Origin of the sequence: Rhodoblastus sp., from assembly GCF_041915505.1 — a bacterium.
Taxonomy (GTDB): Bacteria; Pseudomonadota; Alphaproteobacteria; order Rhizobiales; family Beijerinckiaceae; genus Rhodoblastus.
In genome coordinates this window covers 1-2,706 of record NZ_JAYSBG010000426.1, presented here as the reverse complement: position 1 = coordinate 2,706, position 2,706 = coordinate 1, and the positions used below count along the sequence as shown (strand labels likewise).

Here is a 2,706-nt window from a genome sequence, read left to right as displayed (position 1 = left end):
CTCGGCGTCGATCTGTACTGGACCGCCGTATCGGCAGGCGCGAGCTTCAAACACGCCGCTGGCCCATTCGGCGGCGTCACCGCCCATATGCGCCTCGACGAAACGATCCTGACTGGCTTCGCAGGCGTAAAACTCCCGTTCCAGGATCCCAATCTCAGCCTGTTCGCCATCGCGGGCGCGCGCTACGTCAATGTCGGCGTCGATCTCGGCTTGAACACGGCTGTTCCGGGCTTCAACCCGTACAATTCGCAAAGCAAGGATTGGGTGGACCCGATCATCGGGCTGACCGGACGGTACCGGCTCAACGACAAATGGTTCCTGACGGGAGAGGCGGATATCGGCGGCTACAGCAACAGCCTGACCTGGCAGACCTTCGGCGCCGTCGGCTACAACTGGACCCCATCCATTTCGAGCACGGTCGGCTTCCGCGCGCTCTATCTCTATGAGCAGCAGCGGAGCGATTTCACCCATAACTTCCGCTTCCAGGAAACGGTTCTCGGCCCCCAGGCGGCGATCACCTACGCCTTCTGAGCGCTTACAGGCGCTTTCGCTTTTTATCCCTTTCGCGGCGTGTCTCCGGCCTGTCGCGCCGGCGCTCCTGGCTGTCGTCTTCGCGCAAGAAAACTGTCGTAGGACTTATTTTGCGATCTTTCCGGGGCCGCGCGCCGTATTGGCGCGACTCGCCGGGAAATGCTAGGGTTTCATCCTCTTTCGAACATGTTGGTCTGTGTCGCGTTTTTTGAGGCGAACCGTCATTTTCAAACAGGTTCGCCGCAGCAAGGGAGCCATCCGGAAATGCCAAAGAAGTTGACGATCGGCCTATGCCTGGGCCTGACGCTCGCCGCCGCCGCGCCGGCGGTCATGGCGCAGAATGCTCCGCCCGCCGCGCCGCCCGCCCCCGCCGCGCCGCCCGCCCCCGCCTCGGCGATCGAACCCAAGGCGATCGACCTGCTCAAGGCGGCCAGCGCGGCGCTCGCAGGCGCCCAGACCGTCTCGTTCGACGCGGTCGCGACCTATGAGCGCGCCGCAGCCAATGGCCAGCCTTTGTTCTTCTCCACGCTCAGCCAGGTGACGTTGCAGCGCCCCGACAAGCTGCGCGTCATCACCGTTGGCGACGGCACACCGGACGAGTTCTATTACGACGGCAAGGCCATGATGGCCTATATTCCGTCGGCCGATCTCGTGGCCGTCGCGGATGCGCCGCCGACCGTCGACAAGCTGCTTGAGGAAGTCTGGAACAAGGCCGCGATCTATTTCCCCTTCGCGGATGTGCTTGCGTCCGATCCTTATGCCGAACTGTCGCATAATCTGCATTCGGCCTTCTATATCGGACAATCGATCGTCGTTGGCGGCGTGAAGACCGACATGATCGCCATCGCCGGCGAAGAAGCGGCCGGGCAGATCTGGCTTGGCGCCGAGGACCACCTGCCCCGCAGGATCGCGGTCGTCTATGCGAATGAGCCGGCGCGCGCGCTTTACCAGGTAGACTTTTCCAACTGGAAGCTGGGCGAGAAGGTCGAGGCGACGGCTTTCGCCTCTGAAAAGGCGGCCAAGGCGAAACGTATCCCGTTCGCCGCGCCGGAGGATCCCGCGCCGCACCCCGCTCCCGCCGCCCCGGCGGACAAGAAATAAGCCCGTACTTCCAGGCACAGGAGATTTCGCGATGAGAAAGTCCTTCATTGCCCTATTCATCGCCGTGATCGCGGCGCTTTCCCTGCAACCCGCCAACGCCTTCTTCCGGGCCGGCGGCTTCGGAGGGTTCCATGCCGGCGGGTTCCACGCAGGCGACGCCGGCGGCTTCGCGCACGGCACCTATGTCGGCCCGCACGGCGCCGCCCATTTCAGCGATGCGGGCGGATTCTGGCACGGCACGGCCGCCGGTCCCGACGGCGTCTACCACGGCGGCGCTTATGGCGGCGCGTGGCATGGCGGCGCCTATTATCATTCCCCGGTCGTGGTCGGCGCCTATGGCGGCGGTTGCCCGGGTTGCTGGGGCGCGGGCGCGGTGGCGGCGGGCGCCGTCGCGGGCGCGGCGGTTGCGACGGCGGCGGCTGCCGCCTGGCCGATCGGCGGGACCTACGCCTATCTGCCCTCGGGATGCGCCTATGAAGCGATGGGCGGCGCGGTCTTCTACCGTTGCGGCTCCGGCTGGCTCCAGCCGGCCTATGGCGCGAACGGCGTCTATTATCGGGTCGTTCCCGCTCCGTAATCGGCGGCGCCTTTGATGCGGCGCGCGCAAACCGCGCGCCGCCCTCAATTCACGCTTTGCGCCAGAGCCGGGTTGACGCGTTCGCAGACCTTCACCCAGGGCGCGTTTTTCTCGGTGATCAATTTTCTCCCGCGCACCAGTTGCGCTGGATCGGCGACGAAGCGCGCGATCTCGCGCGCGGGGCGCGGCTTGCTGAACAGATAGCCCTGCGCCTCGTCGGCGCCGTTGGCGAGCAGGATCTCGAACTGCTGCATGGTCTCGACGCCCTCGACCAGCATTTCGATATCGAGTTCCCGGACAATCGCCTTGACCGCCTTGATGATGGCGAGCGCCGCGCCGTTTTTCGCCATGTCGCGCACGAAACATTGGTCGATCTTGACCTTGTTCGGACGGAACCGGCTGAGATAGGCGAGCGACGAATAGCCCGCGCCGAAATCGTCGAGCGCGACGGTCATGCCCATCTCCCGCAATTCGTCGATCGTCGCCAGCACGGTGTC

Annotated in this window: 3 protein-coding genes and 1 pseudogene; 3 read left to right on the top strand and 1 reads right to left on the bottom strand. The window is 65.0% G+C overall.

Annotated features, from left to right (window positions below):
* The 3 genes and pseudogenes from ACE3S9_RS18040 to ACE3S9_RS18030 form a co-directional block, all read left to right on the top strand.
* Positions 1-531: pseudogene (locus ACE3S9_RS18040) on the top strand (hypothetical protein); the annotation flags it as partial.
* Positions 532-795: 264 nt separating this feature from the next.
* The gene (locus tag ACE3S9_RS18035; protein ID WP_374547860.1) at positions 796-1,632 is read left to right on the top strand and encodes a DUF2092 domain-containing protein; all 837 of its coding nucleotides are present in this window, start codon (positions 796-798) and stop codon (positions 1,630-1,632) included.
* Between the two features lie 31 nt (positions 1,633-1,663).
* The gene (locus ACE3S9_RS18030) at positions 1,664-2,209 is read left to right on the top strand and encodes a hypothetical protein (RefSeq protein WP_374547859.1); all 546 of its coding nucleotides are present in this window, start codon (positions 1,664-1,666) and stop codon (positions 2,207-2,209) included.
* Positions 2,210-2,253: 44 nt separating this feature from the next.
* Here ACE3S9_RS18030 and ACE3S9_RS18025 read toward each other — a convergent pair.
* Positions 2,254-2,706 (bottom strand): EAL domain-containing protein (locus ACE3S9_RS18025; RefSeq protein WP_374547858.1); only part of this gene is annotated, 453 nt, incomplete at its 5' end.

Coding starts and splice junctions, on each gene's coding strand:
- ACE3S9_RS18030 (WP_374547859.1), top strand. CDS start 1,664: ATGAGAAAGTCCTTCATTGCCCTATTCATCGCCGTGATCGCGGCGCTT.
- ACE3S9_RS18035 (WP_374547860.1), top strand. CDS start 796: ATGCCAAAGAAGTTGACGATCGGCCTATGCCTGGGCCTGACGCTCGCC.